The organism is Eubacterium sp. 1001713B170207_170306_E7, from assembly GCF_015547515.1.
Classification (GTDB): domain Bacteria; phylum Bacillota; class Clostridia; order Eubacteriales; family Eubacteriaceae; genus Eubacterium.
Genome location: NZ_JADMVE010000003.1, coordinates 211,223 through 229,843, shown reverse-complemented (window position 1 = coordinate 229,843; position 18,621 = coordinate 211,223). Strand labels below are relative to the sequence as shown.

General features: G+C 45.5%; 19 protein-coding genes and 1 tRNA gene. 6 read left to right on the top strand and 14 right to left on the bottom strand.

Annotation, left to right across the window (positions count from 1 at the left end):
* Positions 1 to 16: 16 nt before the first annotated feature.
* From I2B62_RS09045 to I2B62_RS09035, 3 genes are all read right to left on the bottom strand, one after another.
* Positions 17 to 1,456 carry an extracellular solute-binding protein gene (locus tag I2B62_RS09045; RefSeq protein WP_195268646.1) on the bottom strand — a complete coding sequence of 480 codons (1,440 nt, stop codon included), beginning with the start codon at positions 1,454 to 1,456 and terminating at the stop codon, positions 17 to 19.
* A gap of 161 nt (positions 1,457 to 1,617) precedes the next feature.
* A tRNA-Arg gene (locus I2B62_RS09040) sits at positions 1,618 to 1,694 on the bottom strand.
* A gap of 179 nt (positions 1,695 to 1,873) precedes the next feature.
* The gene (locus tag I2B62_RS09035; RefSeq protein WP_195268645.1) at positions 1,874 to 2,323 is read right to left on the bottom strand and encodes an OsmC family protein; all 450 of its coding nucleotides are present in this window, start codon (positions 2,321 to 2,323) and stop codon (positions 1,874 to 1,876) included.
* Between the two features lie 142 nt (positions 2,324 to 2,465).
* On the opposite strand from I2B62_RS09035, the gene I2B62_RS09030 reads away from it, so the two are divergent.
* Positions 2,466 to 3,122 (top strand): Crp/Fnr family transcriptional regulator, encoded by a 657-nt coding sequence (locus I2B62_RS09030; RefSeq protein WP_195268644.1) that lies wholly within the window; start codon positions 2,466 to 2,468, stop codon positions 3,120 to 3,122.
* An 85-nt stretch (positions 3,123 to 3,207) separates the two neighbouring features.
* Here the strand turns inward: I2B62_RS09030 and I2B62_RS09025 are convergent, their stop codons facing one another.
* The 5 genes from I2B62_RS09025 to I2B62_RS09005 all read right to left on the bottom strand — a co-directional run bounded on the left by I2B62_RS09025 (position 3,208) and on the right by I2B62_RS09005 (position 7,930).
* The gene (locus I2B62_RS09025) at positions 3,208 to 4,161 is read right to left on the bottom strand and encodes an SPFH domain-containing protein (protein ID WP_195268643.1); all 954 of its coding nucleotides are present in this window, start codon (positions 4,159 to 4,161) and stop codon (positions 3,208 to 3,210) included.
* Between the two features lie 11 nt (positions 4,162 to 4,172).
* Positions 4,173 to 4,622 carry an NfeD family protein gene (locus I2B62_RS09020; RefSeq protein WP_195268642.1) on the bottom strand — a complete coding sequence of 150 codons (450 nt, stop codon included), beginning with the start codon at positions 4,620 to 4,622 and terminating at the stop codon, positions 4,173 to 4,175.
* A 113-nt stretch (positions 4,623 to 4,735) separates the two neighbouring features.
* The gene (locus tag I2B62_RS09015; protein WP_195268641.1) at positions 4,736 to 5,899 is read right to left on the bottom strand and encodes a sugar diacid recognition domain-containing protein; all 1,164 of its coding nucleotides are present in this window, start codon (positions 5,897 to 5,899) and stop codon (positions 4,736 to 4,738) included.
* Positions 5,900 to 5,914: 15 nt separating this feature from the next.
* Entirely contained in the window at positions 5,915 to 7,045 is a 1,131-nt protein-coding gene (locus I2B62_RS09010) for a glycerate kinase (RefSeq protein WP_195268640.1), read from the bottom strand.
* Between the two features lie 75 nt (positions 7,046 to 7,120).
* A complete protein-coding gene (locus tag I2B62_RS09005; protein WP_195268639.1) occupies positions 7,121 to 7,930 on the bottom strand; it encodes an alpha/beta hydrolase in 810 nt (269 codons plus the stop codon).
* A gap of 215 nt (positions 7,931 to 8,145) precedes the next feature.
* Here I2B62_RS09005 and I2B62_RS09000 point away from each other — a divergent pair, with 215 nt between their 5' ends.
* Positions 8,146 to 8,607, top strand: coding sequence for a hypothetical protein (locus I2B62_RS09000; protein ID WP_195268638.1), 462 nt, complete (start codon positions 8,146 to 8,148; stop codon positions 8,605 to 8,607).
* 801 nt (positions 8,608 to 9,408) lie between these two features.
* Here the strand turns inward: I2B62_RS09000 and thiI are convergent.
* The 4 genes from thiI to I2B62_RS08980 all read right to left on the bottom strand — a co-directional run bounded on the left by thiI (position 9,409) and on the right by I2B62_RS08980 (position 12,842).
* Positions 9,409 to 10,566: a tRNA uracil 4-sulfurtransferase ThiI gene (gene thiI, locus I2B62_RS08995; RefSeq protein ID WP_195268637.1), complete on the bottom strand. Its 1,158-nt coding sequence runs from the start codon at positions 10,564 to 10,566 to the stop codon at positions 9,409 to 9,411.
* Between the two features lie 17 nt (positions 10,567 to 10,583).
* Positions 10,584 to 11,750 (bottom strand): cysteine desulfurase family protein, encoded by a 1,167-nt coding sequence (locus I2B62_RS08990; RefSeq protein ID WP_195268636.1) that lies wholly within the window; start codon positions 11,748 to 11,750, stop codon positions 10,584 to 10,586.
* Positions 11,751 to 11,877: 127 nt separating this feature from the next.
* Positions 11,878 to 12,423, bottom strand: a complete 546-nt coding sequence (gene dcd, locus I2B62_RS08985; protein WP_195268635.1) for a dCTP deaminase — start codon at positions 12,421 to 12,423, stop codon at positions 11,878 to 11,880.
* A 29-nt stretch (positions 12,424 to 12,452) separates the two neighbouring features.
* Complete coding sequence (locus I2B62_RS08980; protein WP_195268634.1) at positions 12,453 to 12,842, bottom strand: ASCH domain-containing protein; 390 nt, start codon at positions 12,840 to 12,842, stop codon at positions 12,453 to 12,455.
* A gap of 295 nt (positions 12,843 to 13,137) precedes the next feature.
* Between I2B62_RS08980 and I2B62_RS08975 the strand changes: the two genes are divergently transcribed.
* Complete coding sequence (locus I2B62_RS08975; protein WP_195268633.1) at positions 13,138 to 13,731, top strand: XRE family transcriptional regulator; 594 nt, start codon at positions 13,138 to 13,140, stop codon at positions 13,729 to 13,731.
* A 123-nt stretch (positions 13,732 to 13,854) separates the two neighbouring features.
* Positions 13,855 to 14,643 (top strand): EFR1 family ferrodoxin, encoded by a 789-nt coding sequence (locus I2B62_RS08970; protein ID WP_195268632.1) that lies wholly within the window; start codon positions 13,855 to 13,857, stop codon positions 14,641 to 14,643.
* 28 nt (positions 14,644 to 14,671) lie between these two features.
* On the opposite strand, the gene I2B62_RS08965 is transcribed toward I2B62_RS08970, so the two are convergent.
* The gene (locus tag I2B62_RS08965) at positions 14,672 to 15,205 is read right to left on the bottom strand and encodes a hypothetical protein (protein ID WP_195268631.1); all 534 of its coding nucleotides are present in this window, start codon (positions 15,203 to 15,205) and stop codon (positions 14,672 to 14,674) included.
* A 247-nt stretch (positions 15,206 to 15,452) separates the two neighbouring features.
* On the opposite strand from I2B62_RS08965, the gene I2B62_RS08960 reads away from it, so the two are divergent.
* On the top strand, positions 15,453 to 16,130 hold the full coding sequence (locus I2B62_RS08960) for a LiaF domain-containing protein (protein WP_195268630.1): 678 nt from the start codon (positions 15,453 to 15,455) through the stop codon (positions 16,128 to 16,130).
* Positions 16,127 to 16,972 carry a DUF4097 family beta strand repeat-containing protein gene (locus tag I2B62_RS08955; RefSeq protein WP_195268629.1) on the top strand — a complete coding sequence of 282 codons (846 nt, stop codon included), beginning with the start codon at positions 16,127 to 16,129 and terminating at the stop codon, positions 16,970 to 16,972. Before I2B62_RS08960 ends, I2B62_RS08955 begins: the two co-directional genes overlap by 4 nt.
* Positions 16,973 to 17,019: 47 nt before the next feature.
* Here the strand turns inward: I2B62_RS08955 and I2B62_RS08950 are convergent, their stop codons facing one another.
* A complete protein-coding gene (locus I2B62_RS08950; protein ID WP_195268628.1) occupies positions 17,020 to 18,618 on the bottom strand; it encodes an ABC-F family ATP-binding cassette domain-containing protein in 1,599 nt (532 codons plus the stop codon).
* Positions 18,619 to 18,621: the final 3 nt, after the last annotated feature.

The window sequence follows — 18,621 nt, the reverse complement described above, 5'->3', positions numbered from 1 at the left end:
AACACCTCGTTGAGCATTATTTTTGAGTTTCTTCCAGTTCCTTTTTCAGGCTTTCATACCATTGGTTGAAATTTTCGTCGGTATTGTAGGCGGCGACAGCCGCTTCTTTAGACGTACCAGCGGCAACGGCGGCCTTAACGGCTTCCGCATCTGCCGCGGCTTTCTTTTTCATCGAGGCTTCCAGAACATTACGGGCATCTGTACCGCCCTCAAAGGCCTTGTTGGTATAGAGCTCGTTATTGTTGGTAATATCCACAGCCACCGGAAGTGTTTTGGCCAAGTTATTGGAGATGGCGCTTTCGCCGGCCTCTGCCATGGCGGTCTCAAGCATTTCGCTGGTGTTAGCCTCTTTCTTTACAGGCAGATAGCCCGAGGTGATTGAAAAGTCAATGTTTCGTTTCGCGTCGGTCAGCCATTTCAGGAAAACCGTCGCGGCGTACTCCTTGCGTTCATCCGATTTCACCACGACCATACCTGCGCCCTGCTGAACCGCTACCTTTTCGCCGTCCTTAAATTCCGGCGCTGCCATCACCACCGTTTCGATCGGATAGCTCTCCGTATCGCTGACGGTTACCTTGGAAGGATAATAGGTCGCGCCCGAGGACGAGCCTACCAGCGCAATAATATCCCCTGTCTTGGCATCATCAGAGGCAAAACGGCCATAGGAGGCAAAATATCCATTAATGAAAGGTACATAATAGTTGTCCCAAAGCTTACGCATGACATCCTTGTCAAGATTGAAGGTCACCGCGCCGTTTTTAACCTGGAAAACTTCAACACCCAGCTGTTTAGAGCCGATGATCATATAGTTGGCCATGGCGTCACGGTTGAAAAAGGCCTTGCCGCCGGACCATTCATAATATTTCTGGGCGGTTTCCGTCAGGCCCTCAATGGTATTTAAGCTGTCCAGTGAAGCGCCTGTGGCAGAAGCAAACTTATCCCAGTCTGTTTTGTTGATCATCATCACTTCCATGGATTTGGCAAACGGGAATATTTTTAAATTTTCCTCACTGTCAAAACGGCCTTCTTCAATATAGCTCGGGATATACTCCTCGATTTCCTTTTTAGTCAGATAGGCATCCAGTGAAGCGACCAGTCCAAGCTTGTCGACCTGGTATGCCGTATCTGCATAGCCGGCAAAAATATCCGGCACTTCATCCGCGCCCACCTTTTTATTGGCAGATGCCAGCACGGCGTCGGTCAGCTCATTAACATTCCCCTTATTAAAAGCCTCGACGGTAACACCCTGTTCCATGCCGACCGTATCATTAAACTCTGCCACCATTTCGTCAAAGGCCTCTTTCTGCGGGCCGTTGTAGTAGTGCCATACTTCAAGCGATACCGGGTCGTCAGGACTCAGCTTAACCTTTGTCGCCGGCGAAGCGCTGCACCCTGCCAGTGTAACCGATAAAACAAGCAGGATGGCAAGCGAAAAAACACCAATTTTCTTTTTCATACTTTTCCCCTTTTCATTTTAGTATATTGTAATGATTATATACCATTACAAACAAATTAGCCAGCTTTAAATACAGCCCGACTATTCATAAAATTCATAGTATAACAAAAAAGCCTGGTTTCTTTCAGTGAGAGACCAGACTTTAAAAAAGACATTTTATATGGTGCGCCCGATTGGATTCGAACCAACGGCACATGGCTTCGGAGACCATTGCTCTATCCACCTGAGCTACGGGCGCATTTGCTACTGGTCTATTATACTATAAAGAAAATAAAAAGCAAATACATTTTTAAAAAAAATGATCCGCAGATAGAAAACACGTAATCTCTATTATAAAATAACGGCTGCCATCATGGTTTGTTTTTACCGAATCGGACCTGTTTTTACTAAAAAAAGCCAGCGGCCGCTGGCTTTTTGCTATCCCTGGTGCACCACCACACCTGTTCTTACCAATTTTACTGGATTTTCCAGACAATCGCCTACCGGACATCGGGATTCGATGAAATCCGCCAGCTTTTCAGCTTTTTTCTGTGACGCGTCGGTTGTCATATGCATAGTAAAACGGATTTCGGAAAAACCGTTTCTCACTTCCTTGTTCAGCCCCATAAAGCCATCGGGATCAAGGTCGCCTTCCAGCTCGACATAAAAATCCTTTAAATCAATGTGCATGGCTCCCGCAAAAGCATAAGCGCAGATGGTCTGGCAGGCGCCCAGAGCACTCAACACTGCTTCCACAGGATTTAAACCCTTATTGGTTCCGCCCAGGTCTTCCGGTTCATCCAGCAGAATTTTAAAATTCCGCGCTGTTGTTTCGACCTGTAAACCTTCCGGCAATTTTTTCGCCGTTGCCTTAAATATTGTATTCATTTGAAAACCTCCTCATTTTTTTATTATTATACTCCACCAGGCTGCCCATGTCGGTGACAAAGTCACCGAAAGAGGCCTTATGGCTAAATTTAGAATAAACTGCTATAATGGAATAAACAAATGAATAAACTAGAGGTTCATTATGTCTGAATCTATTACCCTTCTTCCGTTTTGGGACGCTCTGACCGATTCAGAAAAGGCCGCCATCCATGACAGTGTATTTACCCAGCGTTATAAAAAAGGGACTGTAACCCATCAGTATGGCGGTAATTGTGTCGGTCTCAATATTCTTCAAACCGGGCGTGCGCGCATTTTCATAACCTCGCCTGAGGGCGATGAGATCACATTATGCCGTCTGGTCGAGGGCGAGGTCTGTATTCTCAGCGCTGCCTGCATGATCCACAATCTGAATTTTGATATTGATATTGCCTATGAGGAGGATACCGAAAGCTGTATTATCCCAAAGGATGTTTTTAAGGCCATCAGCGACACCAATCCTACGGTCAAGGACTTTACCCTTGGCATGGTCGCCAATAATTTTTCCATTATCATGGAGCGCTTCAACCAGTTTGCTTTCTCCAGCATGCGAAACCGCTTGTCCTGCGCCCTTCTGGAGCACTCCCGGCTGGAAAAGAGTAAAACCCTTCATCTGACCCACGATGCCCTGGCCAGAGATTTGGGAACTGCCCGCGAGGTGGTGACCCGGCTGCTCAATCAGTTTCAAACCGAGGGGCTGGTCTGTCTCTCCCGCGGGGAGATCACTCTTTTAGACCCTGACGCACTTGCCTTAAGCTGTTAAACATCTCTCAGCATATGATTTTTGTAATTTAAAAGGACCGGCAATGATGCCGGTCCTTTTCCAGTGAACAGTCAGCTGCTCTGCCTTATTTCTGACGGGGTGCAATTTTAGGCTTGCTGTCGTCCTCAACCAATGCTTTAAGGGAGGCAGCCAGCCCCGCAAGGCCCTGTATCTCTGACGGAATGATAATCTTGGTCGCTTTTCCATCAGCCGCCCTTTCAAATGCTTCCAGGCTTTTAATGGCAATAACCTCTTTAATCGGCTCTGCCGCATTCATCATTTTAACCCCTTCCGCAGTCGCATTCTGTACCTTGAGGATCGCTTCTGCTTCCCCTTCTGCGCGGCGGATCTGGGCTTCCTTGTCTGCCTCGGCTTCCAGAATCGCCGCTTCCTTCTGGGCCTGAGCCTGAAGAATCAACGCTTCCTTTTCACCCTCTGCTACAAGCACAGCGCTCTTTTTTTCACCCTCTGCCTGAAGAATCTTTTCACGTCTTTCACGCTCTGCCTTCATCTGGCGTTCCATGGCATTTTGAATCTCGGTCGGCGGCATAATATTTTTCAGCTCGACACGGTTAATCTTGATGCCCCACGGGTCGGTCGCCTCGTCCAGAATAATCCGCATCTGCGAGTTAATGGTGTCTCTGGAGGTCAGGGTCTGGTCCAGCTCGAGATCCCCGATAATATTACGAAGCGTTGTAGCTGTCAGGTTTTCAATGGCACGCATGGGATGGTCTACCCCATACATATAAAATTTAGGATCGGTCACCTGCATGTAAATAACCGTATCGATCTGCATGGTGACATTATCCTTGGTAATAACCGGCTGCGGTGGGAAATCCGCCACGCTTTCCTTCAGGCTGATTCTCTTTGAAATTTTGTCAATAATCGGAATCGCCATGTGGAAACCGGTTTCCCATGTTGCATGATAAGCGCCTAAACGCTCAATGACATAAGCGTGAGCCTGCGGTACGATCCGGGTGTTGAGCACCACCAGCACCACCACCACAATAATCAGGATTAATAAAAAAATAAAACCCATTTCGTCCTCCTTTAAAGTTTATACTTACGAACCATGGCTTTAACACCCTCGATTCGTTCTACCAGTACTTCAGAACCAGCCGGCAGTATCTCATTATCCATTACGCTGCGGGCTGTCCAAATCTTTCCATCCACCTCAATGCTCCCTGTTCCATGCAGATTGTCAATTTCCTCCAGAACAATGGCTCTGAAGCCGACAATCCGGTCTGCATTGGTTTTTGATTCCCTTGGCCTGATAAACCGTTTGATAAAAGGCCTGGTCAACAAAAGCAGAATAAGGGAGACACCGATAAAGAGACCCGTCTGCAGTCCAACCCCGCCGCCAGCCAGCGCACAGATCAACGCCGCGCCCGAGCCAAAGCAGAACCAAACTGAGACCAGAGCCCCGACTGTTAAAATCTCAGCAATCAAAAAGACCGCCAGCAATACAATCCAGACCGTGACCATGCTGATACCCTCCATATTAAGGCCTCCTTTCCCTCATGTTGAAACCATTATAACCTAATTTACGCTGAATTAACAGCTTCTTTTAAAAGCTTTACATTTTCTTTATAATTTAGGAGGATCTTTGCCGCTTATTCTTCAGTTTGCTCAAGATACTGGCAGATAATCAACCGCATTAACACCAGGTCATTCATATTTCCTTTAGGGTCTATGCCCAGACATTGGTCCACTTTCTTTTTTCTGAAAATAACTGTATTTTTATGTAAAAACATTTCATTGGCAGTCTGCTCGTACCGGAAGCCGTTTTCCAAAAGGCCCTTCATGGTTAGTACTGCGTCCATTGCGCCCTTGCCAAAGGCCTCTTCCAACAGCTTAATATAAGGAGCTAATATCCTTTCCCTGGATTCAGCGTCCATCTGTGCATAAAAGATCTCCAATAAATGGCGGTGGCTGAAAAACAGCGCTGTATCCCGGGGCAGAGACACACTGCGGTACATTGCGGCAGCATCCTCATAGGATTTTCGATACCCATTGATGCCTTTATGGTAACCGCCGATAAAAAACTGAACCGTTTCCTGATCCTCTTTATCCAGATTGCCCAAAATATGCTCCTGATAGTCGCTCAGGGTCTGCTCAATGCGCCAGGGCTCAGTTCGGTCCAGGTGTTTAAAAACCAGAATATATCCGGCAGACATTACCACCGAGAGGTCTTGCTTCGAGTGGCTTTTTGAACGCTTAATCCGGTCCAGAAGTCTTTCATAGCCCCCTGTATTTGGTTTGGCCTTTCTGGAAATAATACAGGCGGCTCTTGGCAGCTCCATATCATAGCCCATGCGCTGCCCCCAACGCTTCATCTCCTCCGATGACATGCCCGGGCTGTCGCTGAGCAGCATGGTCACAAAAAGCTCCTTATCGTTCCGGTGACGGTAAAACTGGTTCATGGATTCTTCCTGCTCAATGATCAGCTCTGCTGTCATTTTTACCAGCTTGCCAATATTGCGGACTTCATCGGGCTTGCCTGTAATCCCAACAGCACCCAGCACCCTTCCGTCCTTGCTGACAATGGGCATATTAATGCCAGCCTTTACCCCCTGCAGCCGGGCCGCGTCCTCCTCGGTCACTTCATAAATGGCACAGTCCCGAATCGTCTGCATGGCCGTCTCATGGAAGGTGCCAATGCGCTCAACGATTCCGCTGCCGATAATAATGGCGTTCTTATTCATGACATTGATATTATAGCCCAGGCTGTTCATTACCTCATCCGCAATTTTCTGCGCTGTTTTTGAATCCAGCATTGTTCTATCCCCTTTTTATTTAAAAGCCCGAACCAGCCTGAACAGGTTCCGGGTCGCGTTTGATAAATTCTCCTCTGCATGAGCCATTTGCCATTCCAGCTTTTCGCCGCTTTTCCAGGTTGAGAAAGCAGCCGTCAGGCCCTTGTCATACAGTCCTTCATAACCCGTCTCCAAAGCCCCTGAAAGGGCAGCGACCGGTACATTCTGAGCCCTGGCACGTCCAGAAACACCAGACAGCACCTTGCCCATTGCGCTTTGCGCATCTGTTTTTCCTTCACCGGTGACAACAAGATCTGCCCCCTGCAGATGACGATCAAACTCCAGAACATCCAGTACAATTTCCAGGCCCGGCCTCAGCGAAGCCCCCAGAAAGGCTACGAAGGGCAGCCCCAGTCCCCCGGCCGCGCCAATCCCCGGCAGGTCTCGAAATTCCCGGCCTTTCTGGCTGGCTATCAGAGTCTCAAAATGACTCAGCCCTTTGTCCAGCAGAACGATCGCTGCGTTATCGGCCCCTTTTTGCGGACCATAGATCGCGGCAGAGCCCAGGGCGCCGCAGAGCGGATTAACCACATCGCAGGCAATGGTTATTTTGGTTTCCTTCCATTGTTCATCAATATTTGAAAAATCAAGAGCCTCTATTTTTTCCAGACCTTTACCGGATAAGGGAACTGCCCTGCCTTCTTTGTCGAGAAACTGTGCTCCGATAGCCGCGGCTGCTCCGATGCCGCCATCGGTTGTTGCACTGCCGCCAATGCCCAGAATTATTTCGCTGCATCCTCTTTCCAATGCGTCCAGCATCAGCTCACCGGTCCCAAAGGTGGTGGTCTCCATTGGGTTTCGTTTTTTCTCCGGAACAAGAGGGAGCCCTGACGCAGCGGCCATCTCAATCACGGCTGTACCGCTGTCCAGTATTCCATATTCGGCCTCTGTTTCCTCAAACAGAGGCCCCTTTACCCTTGCCCTGATTCTCTTTCCCCCTGCTGCGGCCAACAGGCTGTCAACCATACCTTCTCCGCCGTCGGATACCGGGAGCTTTATAATTTCTGCCGATTCAAAAACCTCCGCAGCTTCTCTGCCCACCACCTCACAAAACATTTCTGCTGAAAGTGATCCTTTAAATGAATCTGGCGCGATAACAATTTTCATTTTATCCTCCTGACAATTTTTCTTAAAACGAAAAATAACATGGAAATTTTCTTCCATGTTATTTTATCAAAATTTTTATGCCTGCACAAATTCCAGTAATGTCTGATTAAATTTGTCCGGTTCCTCCCAGAAAAGCATATGGCCGGATTCTTCAAAAAATACTGTCTTTGCATTCGGGATAACCTCGCCGACATAGGCGCTTCCCTGCCAGTCAAACACATTGCTGTGACGGGCAACACATACCAGTGTGGGCATGTCGATAAAAGGCAGGAAATCACGCCAGTCCAGATTGGTATGGTCGCGCATAACCTCGATTCTTACATAAGGCGGGCATTTTGAGATTTCATCTGCGATAAATTTTACTTCCTCATCCGATGGTGTATGGTGCAGGCAAGCCGTTGCCAGCCCCTCCGCGTTTTCTCTCGGAGCATATTTGATATCATAACAGGTACGGATAAACATTTCCACGTCGTAGCAGCCGTTCTGTCCCCAAACCCAGTCCGGACCAGTATATTGAAGCGGCGCCTGATCGACACAGACCAGCTTGCTGATACGGTGTTTTCCAAACAGCTCAATATAGCTCCACAGGATAGCCGCCCCCATGGACCACCCCAAAACAGTGACATCCTGAACATCCAGATGATCCAGAAGATTTTTTACATCCATCGCATAACGTGAAATACGATGGCTGTGCATTACTTTTTCAGATTCTCCATGACCTCTGTAATCTAAAAGAATAACCTGGCATTTTTCTGCCAGCGCGTCGCTGTTCTTTTTAAAAAACTGGGTGGTGCAGGTCCAGCCTGGAATCATCAAAAGGGGTTTTCCCTCACCCTTAACTTCATAATAAAGCTCAACATTGTCATTTGTCTTAAATGTTGCCATTTGCATACCTCCTGTTAATTTTTCATTAAATTATTCTTATTGTAAACCTTTTTCAAGCACAATACAATAGGGTATCCGTACAGAAAAAACACACTTCCATTGTACTAAAGTACAATGATATTCCTTTCCAAAGCGATAAAAGAGCCTTCCTGCTTGACTGATCTGTGGTATAATATGATAAGAATACAATTTGACTTAATCTGGAGGTATAACGCATGGGTGTGTACAATGGCACAGGGTATTTTATCAGCACAGAAGCTTTAAAATGCGTAAAAATTTCTGATATCGAAACGCGGTATCCAAAGGTTCGCGATATTTTATTAAAAGAAAATAAAGCCCGGCTCCCCCTGGAGGAAAACTCTTTACTTGATCTGCTGCAGGCCAGCGGGATGGCCACAAACCAGCCAATTATTCAGTATGGCGAAGCTGTCTGCTTTACAGGAATCTTTGAAAAATACCTTGATGAGCAGGAGCTCAAGCCGGATAGTGGCGATTTTGAAATGGTGGACAGACTTCTAAATGAAGAGGGTTATGATTATGCGGTCAGCAATGAAACGGAAATGACCCCTTCCCTCGAAACACTGAATGTCATTCTCAAGGAATTTGGATTAATCAGCCCTTATGAGGTTCTTGAGACCTACTGGTTTTTGATGCCTTACACAGGCGCACCGCAATAAAAAACAAAGCAGGAAACTTTAGGGGGAAAGCTTCCTGCTTTGTTTTTGAAAGATTATTTAATAAGGGGGTTTGAGGAGATCAAACTAATTTATAATCTAAGGGGAGGATTATTTAGTTTAATAAGTCATTCGTTCTATTTATTAATTTATCAAATATTGGAGGGAGATTGTAAGATTATTTGGAAGCTTTTAAAGCTTTTTCCATCATTTCTTTTAATGGGTTATAGTACATCATTTCGATTCACCTCTTTTGAATTTAGTTATATTTCAGATGATAATCTTAAGGGATAATTATCATTTTCTGATCTTTAATTATATTTACCCAGTTTTTAATGATTTAACACATTTTCGTGTTCTTTTTGTTGATTTTTTATGGATTCTTTTTATCCGTTGTTTCTTTTTTGTCTTGGGAGCTTCCCTTAACTTGCTTCTATTTTAATTCCTAGAGTAAACTCTAGGTCAAGCGTTTTTATTTTAATTTTTACATTATTTTTTCAGTAAAATGTAATTTACATTTTACTGAAAAAATCAATTCTGTTTACACCGCTATATTTAAAGTGTTTCGGCGTCTACCCTTTTTCTTTTTTGTATACAATTTGTCTGAAATCATTCCAATTTATGCTTAAGATTTTTTTAAGTTTATCTTTAAAACAGAGAAGCTCTCCGCTTTTTAAACGAAAACAATAGAGTCAGCTCTAGCTTTTAGTTTATTGGTAAAAATATTTTATATAAACGGCCTCCTTAAATTCTAAAAAAGACAGAAAAACACATTCTGTTTTCCTGTCTTTTTAAACCATCTGATTAAACCCTGATAATTTCAGCGTCTTCGATTGCTTTATCAATCATGGGGCCCACAATTTCTTCCATTGGCCTTTCGGATTTAACAACAGCTTCCAGTTTAGGCTTGGTTTCAGGATGCTTTGGAACAAAAATCGTGCAGCAATCCTCATACGGCAAAATAGAGGTTTCAAAGGTACCGATTCTTTCCGCGATCGCTACAATTTCCTGTTTGTCCATCCCAATCAAAGGCCGGAATACGGGCAGTTCCACGACAGCGTTGGTCGCTCCCAAGCCCTCCTGGGTCTGGCTGGCTACCTGCCCAAGGCTTTCCCCTGTAGTCAGGGACATGGCTCCGTTGCGTCTGGCAATTTCCTGAGCAATCCGCATCATATAACGCCGGATAATAATGGTTGTCTGGCGTTCAGGGCACACCTCAACAATTTTTGTCTGGATTTCTGTAAAAGGCACAACGTACAAAGTTACCTTGCCACAGTATCCCGACACAATCTTTGCCAAATCAATGACTTTTTCCTTGGCACGGTCACTGGTAAAAGGAAAGCTGTGAAAATAAACACCAATCAGCTCCACTCCCCTTTTGGCCATCATATAGCCGGCTACGGGGCTGTCGATTCCGCCGGAGAGCAGCAGTGCCGTCTTGCCGCTGCAGCCCACCGGGAGGCCGCCGTTGCATGGGATAAATCTATGATAAATATAGGTCTCTTCCCGGACCTCAACCCACAGGTTCATATCCGGAGTGTGCATATCCACCTTAATGTCCGGAATATTCCGCAGCACTACAGCACCCAGACGCCGGCCCAGCTCAGGTGACTGTATGGGGAAACGCTTATCCCCGCGCTTGGCCGTAATGCGAAAGGTTTTGAAGTCCGCCGCGCTGGCCTGCTCCAGTGTAGCCCTTTCGATAACATCAATGTCACTTTCCACTACAATGGCAGGGCTGACGGATACAATCCCAAAAACCTTGGTCACTGCCTCCAGCGCACCCTCCAGATCCGCCTCTGAAAGATGGACGATAATCCGCCCCTGTATTTTCTGTACCTTTACACTCTCAAAACGCTTTAAGGTATTGCGGATATTTTTAACCAATAAATCAATAAAGTAATTTCGGTTCAAGCCCTTCAGACTGATCTCACCATATCTTACTAAAATGACATGTTTCATCTGTTCATTCCTCACTTTTATTTTTTTCGGCGCAGAAGCTTACGCAGCTGACATACTGCCCCTTCAATGGCCTTTGCCGCCTCCAGTACTTCCTCTCTGGTCGTCATCATTGAAAAGCTGACCCGGATGGTGCCCTCTTTGTACTCCTCTGGAAGGCCGATGGCCTTTAAAACATATTGCTTTTCTTTTTTATGGGATGAACAGGCCGATCCGGTTGATACATAAATATGCTGCGCCTCCAGGCTGTGAAGCAGCACCTCACCCCTGACGCCTTTAAAGGACAGGCTCAAAACATAAGGGCACCCGTTTTCAGGACCATTTACCCGCATGTCCCTGATATTTGCCTCCAGGCAGCCGATCATTTCCCTGCGTATGGCACGCATTTTTTCTAATTGATCCGAACCACAGGCCTGCTGTATCTCGACAGCCTTGCCAAGTCCCATTATTCCCGGAACATTCTCAGTGCCGGATCGGAGATTGTTCTCCTGTCCACCGCCAATAATCAACGGCTTGATCCTTACGCCTTTTTTAAGATAAACCGCGCCGATTCCCTTGGGGCCGCAGATTTTATGTCCGCACAGGGTTAAGGCGTCAATCTTACAGGCTTTTACGTCCACCGGCAGCTTCATAAACCCCTGGACATAATCGGTATGAAAAAGGCAGTTGGGGTTACATTTTTTAATGAGCTGCCCAATGGCCGCCAGATTCTGCGCTGTTCCTGTTTCATTATTCACACCCATGATGCTGACAAGAACGGTATGCTCGTTAATGCTCTCCTCCAGCTCATTCATGTCGATAAAGCCTTCACGATCCACCCCGAGATACACCACGTCCATACCATGATCTTCATAAAATTTAAAAACTTCCAACACAGAGGGATGCTCAATCTGTGTTGTAATGATCCTGATATCGTCAATACGCTGGTTTTCAACAATCCCTTTTATGATGGTATTATTGCCCTCTGTTCCGCCAGAAGTAAAATACAGCTCCTCCGGATTGCAGTGAATGGCCCCGGCCAGACGGCCGCGCACATCCTTAATGGCTTTTTCAACCACGATTCCCCGGTCATACAAGGAGGAAGGGTTTCCATACGCCTCTGTAAGATAGCGCATCATTTCCTTCGCAACCTCCGGATGGGGACGTGTCGTTGCGGAATTATCCAAATATATTTCGTTCACTCTCATCACCTGATCTCAAATTCAATTTTCAAAGTCTGCTCTCTATTATACCTTACCGGCAGCCGTCTCTCAAGAAATACCATAAAAAAACCGGACAAATTGTCCGATTTTAAGCACGATCACAATTTTTGCTCTACTGCTGAGGCTCCAGCTCTTTATCCAAGAAGATTCGGCTCCCCACAGCATTGCGCTGTCCCTGGTATTTTCCAGCGTAAGGATTAAGGGCCTGCTCATCCATCTGGGCAAATACCAGCTGGCAGATGCGCCGGCCGGCTTCCAGCTTGATGGGCAGCCTGTTGGCATTGTAGAGCTCCAGCGTAATTTCTCCCTCAAAACCAGGATCAACCCATCCGGCATTTTGAATAAACAGTCCCATACGGCCGATAGAGCTTCTTCCCTCCACAAAGGCCGTTAAATCACATGGAAGCTTAATATACTCCATGGTTGTGGCCAGTAAAAAGGAATTGGATGGGATAATGATCGAATCGCTCTCAAACTGGACGTACTGAATTTCATCGGTCATGGACATTGCCTCGAACTTATTCTCATCCAGCTTCAAAAAATTTCGTCCCAGCCGGATGTCAACGGAGGCGGGCTGTACCTGCCCTTTCTCCAGAGGATCAATAACCAGCTCGCCGCTTTCTAAATATTTATAAATGCTTTTATCTGATAAAATCATGGGTACCACCTAAAGTATTTTTGACTATTTTAACATGCCCCGCTCTGCTTTTCAATCTGTTTCATTAAATTATCGTCTAAATTCCAAAAGCCCTGATAGCCACGTGTTAAAATTGGCTTTTCAAAAAAAATCGGATTCTTCAACTCCCAGGCATAACGCCCGTCAGAAAAATCGCCTCTTTCGATTTCATCTTTTGAGAGAGAATTTCTCAAAAGCTCCACTGGATGGCAGTCGATAATTTCGACAGTTCCAATAATTGCACCTAATGCCATCCCCTCCTCATATTCTGAATTTTTGATTTTAGCGGCATGTATCGCAACCCTGCCGCGTATTTTGGTGGGCCAGGAACGTGTTTCATACTGTTTTAACCCCAAAACAACGTAATTTGCCCAGGGCTGGTGTATACTGATCGCCTTCAATGTTTTCGCCTCTTTCTCTATAAACTATTTCTTATTATGAACCATTCTCCGCATTTTTTCAACAGAACAGGTTGACCACTTCTTTAAATCCATTAAGAATTGTGGAACTGTTTTCAGATAATTAAAAAACAAATACAATTTAAAGTTTTTTAATTAAACATTTCTAATTGAATTTAAAATGTTTTAAATTTATTATTTACTTTTCTTTCATTTACTTATAAGATAATATTATCTTTGATTAACTGGAGCACTAATCAAAGCAATAAAAAAATGTTAAGAGAGAGAGATTGGAAGAATGAACAAGTACAGACAACTCAGAAAAGAACGCAACTTGTCCCAGGCAAACCTTGCCGAAAGATTGGGTGTTTCACAGACTGCTGTCAGCCAGTGGGAAACGGATAAAAACTATCCAGATATCAACACGATCAAGCAATTGGCTGATATTTATTCCGTCACAACGGACTACCTGCTCGGCGTTGACTCAAGCCGTCTCAAAAAAGATAATGAAATCGTTGTTTACACCCGTGTACCGGCAGGTGTGGAATGGGCAAACATCGAAGAACGCGCTGGCTATGAAGAATTAGGCGTTAAGATGCTTGAAAACGGCAAAACCTATGTTGGTTTTAAGGTTTCTGACGACGAAATGGCACCCGTTTTCTTAAAGAATGACGTTTTAATCATCGAAGTACGCGATAACTGTGAAGACGGTGAAATCGCTTTAGTACAGGTAAGTGGCTACGACGCAGAAATCAAATATGTTTTCATGCAGCCAAACGGCGTTTTAGTTCAGCCTTTGGTTCCTTCTAAACGCGGTGATTTTTACGCGAATACCAGCAAAGAAAAAGCACGTATCCTTGGTGTTGTACGTCAGGTAAGACGCAGCCTTTAATTTCGCAATACTCCCCCTCTGGTTTAGACCGGAGGGGTTTTTTTATGCCTGCCGCTTTCTTGACAGGATGCATTTTAAGGCGTATGCTTAGTTTATCAAAACCTTAAAATCAGGGAGGTATTTATGAAAGATATTGATCTCGTTTATTTCAGTCCGACAGGAAATACCCGCAAAACACTCCAGGCTATCGCCGCCGGCGCCCAGACACAGGTGATTGAGCACGACCGAACCTATCCACCGGGCCGGAGAGAGAAGCTTCATTTTACAAAAGACAGCTTCGTAATTCTTGGATGCCCTGTCTATGCGGGCCGTATTCCTCCAAAACCGGAGAATCTGTTCGACGGAATTGAGGGAGACGACACCCCGGTTGTCCTGGTTGTAACCTATGGAAACCGCGAGTATGACGATGCTCTGCTGGAGCTGAAAAACCTTGCCATTGAAAATGGCTTTATTCCAGTCGTGGCAGCTGCCTTTCTGGCGGTTCATTCCTACAGTGACAAGCTGGCAGGCGGACGCCCGGATGACAACGACCTTGAAATCATGGGGAATTTGGGCCGTACCATCCGTGAAAAATATCTGCGCAAAAAAGATTACAAGGGAACGCTTATCGTAAAAGGAAACTATCCTTATAAAGACGGTATGGACTACACCCCCTTGGCGCCTGAGGTTTCAGACGCCTGCACCCAATGCGGTGAATGTATTTCTGTCTGCCCGGTAGCTGCCATTAATCCCGATGATCCGACACAAACCGATCCGGATCTCTGCATCCGCTGCTGCGCCTGTGTTCGCGTCTGTCCGGTTGAGGCCCGCCAGTTTACCGCGCCAGCGTTTCTTGCGACGGTACAGTTTCTTGAAGGAAACTTTGCAGGGATTTACAAAAAACCCGAAATTTTCTATATCAGTGAGGAATAATAAAAAACCGGCTTAAGCCGGTTTTTTATTATTCCTTTTCTTTTTCAGCAAAGCTGTCTAAAAGCTTCTCCAAAATCTGAACAGCATCGTCATTTGGATTTTCATCGATCAATTTTTCTACACTTCGGCCGATATAGTATTCCAGATCATCCTGGGTAACGTCGAAATCTTCATCCTTGGCAATCTCTGCGAGCTTGCCAAAAAGGCGGTGGCGTCTTTCCTCCAGACGCTCTTCCTTTGATTTACCATCAAAGACGACGTCCTCCACAAATTCACCCCATTTGTTGGCGATCTTTTCACCAAGACCTTCCTTTTTAGGCGTTGGATTGGCTTCTTTTTCAGCTTCCTCCTGTTGTTTATCATCAATATGAATGATTTCTTCCAGAATGTCATCCTCCGGATTATCTGGAATCGTGGTTAACGGTGTGTAGCTTTCGGTCATCAGCGCAGGGTCCATAAACATATAACTGCCTGTTTCCAGAAGCTTTTCATTATATTTTTCCAAAGCCTCGCGGTTGTCTTTAATGTAAGTTATAAACTTTTTAACTTCCTGTAATGCCATGGTCTCATCTCCTTATTAAATCATATGGTCTTACCTATTATAATATACCCAAAACCTTTAAATCATCAAGCAAAGTTTCTGTTTTTCTTTATAAATTATTTTCACAGGCCAAAAACCTTTTGTTCTTTTGTTTTCATTATGATTTTTATCATATTGGTATTACATCTGTCATCACTTTTATATTTTCCTGTTAAAAGGTTTTAGAATCCGTTATAATGAAATCACTACAAAGCAAGGAGAATAAAAAATGAGACATTCAATCGGTAATGCCCTGTGGGGGATTTTCTTTATAGCTCTTGGCGTCGGCTTTGGCGGACAGGTCATGGGATACTGGCATTTTTCATTATTCTTTAACGGCTGGTGGACTTTAATCATCATCATTCCCAGCATCATCAACATTGTTCAAAACGGTTTTAGAACCGCCAACTGCATCGCGCTCGCGATCGGTGTTTTATTGCTGCTCGGTGAACAGGATTTTATCAGCGGGCATTTAATCGGCGAACTTATTTTTCCATTGATCCTGGTGGTCATAGGGATCAGCATTATTTTTCGTGGTAAAGGCAGCCGCCGGGCCAATGAGGTCAAAATGCTCACGCAGGGTGAAACGCAGGATTACACCGCTATCTTCGGCTCACAGGAGCTGCGTTTTCCGGGAGAGTCCTTCCGGGGCGCTACGCTGACCGCTGTTTTTGGCGGCATCGAGCTTGACCTGAGGGATGCGCTTATTACTGAGGACATCACCATTACAACCACCAGCATTTTTGGCGGCATTGACATTAATGTCCCCTCCAACGTCCGGGTTGATGTTTCAAGTACCCCCATATTTGGCGGCGTTTCTGATAAAACGCCTCGTCCCACCGGCACAAACCCACCCACCGTCTACCTCAACAGCGTCTGTATCTTTGGAGGAGTTGATATTTTATGAGAAGTACCAGTAAGGTCGCAAAATACGTCGCTATTGCCCTTGGGCTGATCCTGGCGATTTTTATTATATCGGTTATTGTCAGAACTTTTTTAGGTATTTTCGGTGCTTTCGGGCATCTCGGCAAAACCACCACCAGCGGCACGGTAACAAACAAGGAATTTTCCCAGGAGTTTACTGGCGTCACTACCCTTGACCTTGATTTTTCTGCTGGCTATTTAGAAATAGAAAAGGGCGATGTCTTTAAGGTTGAAGGCTATAATCTGCCGGATAATTTTACAGCAGAGCAGAAAAATGATACGCTGAAAATTAAGGACAGCATCAAGGATCCTGTCAGTTTCTTAAATGCTCTGTCTGATGCTCAGAAGCCTCATCTCACGGTCACCATTCCGGAGAGCATCACGTTTAATGAGGTCGAGCTGGATTTTGGCGCGTCAGACAGCACCATTGATACGCTGAAAACCGATCGCCTTAACGTTGATATGGGTGTTGGACGCGTTGAAATGAAAAGCATCACGGCTGATCGCGCCAAATTTAACAATGGCGCAGGGGAAGTGATCCTCTCCGATATGAATCTGAATGACATGGATATGGAATGCGGTGTCGGCAAAGTTTCCTTTGAAGGCTCCCTCACTGGTAAAAACAAAATTGACGGCGGCGTCGGTGAGACGACTCTGTCCATTAAGGGCAGTGCCACAGATTTTGACATTAAGGGCGAGGCAGGAATCGGCGAATTCTCTGTGGACGGTACGCGCTATACGGAGAACCGGTTCAGAAACAGCAGCGCACCCAACAGTTTAGAGATAAGCGGCGGCGTTGGCGCACTGCGAGTAACCTTTGAATAAAATAGAAAAGACACGGAGCTCTCATTTGTGCTCCGTGTCTTTTTTTATTATGCGTTCATCTGTTTTTTATATTCCAGGAATTCATCGTAGCTTGATAACCGGTCAATAATGCCGCCGTCTGTCAGCTCAATAATCCGGTTAGCCAGCGTCTGCATAAACTGATGGTCATGGCTGGCAAAAAGAATTACCCCTTTAAAATCCATCAATCCATTGTTAACCGCGGTGATGGACTCAAGGTCGAGATGGTTGGTGGGCTGGTCAACCACCAGCACATTAGAGCCAAACATCATCATTCTGGACAGCATGCAGCGTACCTTTTCTCCGCCGGAGAGGACCTGTACCTCTTTATAAATATCGTCCCCAGAAAAAAGCATGCGGCCAAGGAAGCTCCTGAGGTAGGTTTCGGTTTCTTCTGTGGTAAACTGCTTGAGCCACTCCGCTATATTGAGGGTACAGCCCTCAAAAAAGGACGTGTTATCCTGGGGAAAATAAGAGGTGGTAACGGTTTGCCCCCATTTAAAGCTGCCTTCATCAGGCTCCATTTCCCCCATCAGGATTTTAAACAGAGTGGTCATGGCAATTTCATTTTCAGCTACAAAACCGACTTTATCCTCTTTGTTAATTCTGAAGCTTACGTTGTTTAAAACCTTCACGCCGTCAATGGTTTTGGACAGGTTTTCCACCTCCAGAATTTCCTTTCCCGGCTCGCGGTCCATATTAAAGCCGACGTAAGGATACTTTCTGGAGGAGGCTGGCATTTCTTCAACGGCCAGCTTGTCAAGCAGCTTTCTTCTGGAGGTTGCCTGCTTCGATTTTGACTTGTTGGCTGAGAAGCGGGCTATAAAGTTTTGCAGCTCTTTAATTTTATCCTCTTTTTTCTTATTCTGGTCCTTCAGCACTCTCTGAACCAACTGGCTGGATTCGTACCAGAAATCATAATTCCCGACATACAGTTTGATTTTTCCAAAATCAATATCCACAATATGGGTACACACATTGTTCAGGAAATAACGGTCATGGGAAACCACGATCACCGTTCCCGGGTAATCCATCAAGAATTCTTCCAGCCAGACCACTGCCTGGATGTCCAGGTTATTGGTGGGTTCGTCAAGCAGGATAATATCCGGCTTGCCAAAAAGGGCCTGGGCCAGGAGCACCTTGACCTTTTCATTCCCTGTCAGTCCGGCCATCTGCGCGTCAATAATGGATGCGTCCATCCCAAGCCCCTGTACCAGGCGCGACGCGTCTGACTCGGCTTCCCAGCCGCCTAAATCGGCAAATTCTCCTTCCAGCTCTCCGGCACGGATACCATCCTCATCGGAAAAATCCTCTTTGGCGTAAATGGCGTCCTTTTCCTTCATGATGTCATAAAGATGCTGATTTCCCATAATAATGGTATCTAACACTGAATAATCATCAAAAGCGTAGTGATCCTGCTTTAATACGGACATGCGCAGCTCTTTAGGCATAATGACATCGCCGCTGGACGGCTCGAGATTGCCGGATAAAATCCTTAAAAAGGTGGACTTGCCCGCTCCGTTGGCGCCGATAATTCCATAACAGTTACCTGGGGTGAATTTTATATTAACATTTGAAAATAAATTGCTTCCATCAAAATTTAAACTTAAATCCGATACTGTAATCATTCT